Genomic DNA, 210 nt, shown 5'->3' on the forward strand with positions numbered 1-210 from the left:
CTGAGGGTGAGGCTGGGTCCTGGGGAGGAGGTGCGGCACTTCTCCGCCATAGACCGGAGGGGCTGGTTTGCCTGGGCCGAGGTGCACACCCGGGCCACGGCGAAGGGGGCGGCGGGTTTTCTGGCGGAGGTGGTGGCCCGGGCCCCGTTTCCCATCCGGGCCATCCAGGTGGATGGGGGTAGCGAGTTTATGGGGGCGTTTGAGGAGGCA

At 69.5% G+C, this 210-nt stretch carries 1 pseudogene; it reads left to right on the forward strand.

Annotation, left to right across the window (positions count from 1 at the left end):
* Positions 1 to 210 (forward strand): annotated as a pseudogene (locus L0D17_RS13475) (IS481 family transposase); the annotation flags it as partial.

The sequence above is a fragment of the Thermus thalpophilus genome, from assembly GCF_022760915.1.
GTDB classification, from domain to species: domain Bacteria; phylum Deinococcota; class Deinococci; order Deinococcales; family Thermaceae; genus Thermus; species Thermus thalpophilus.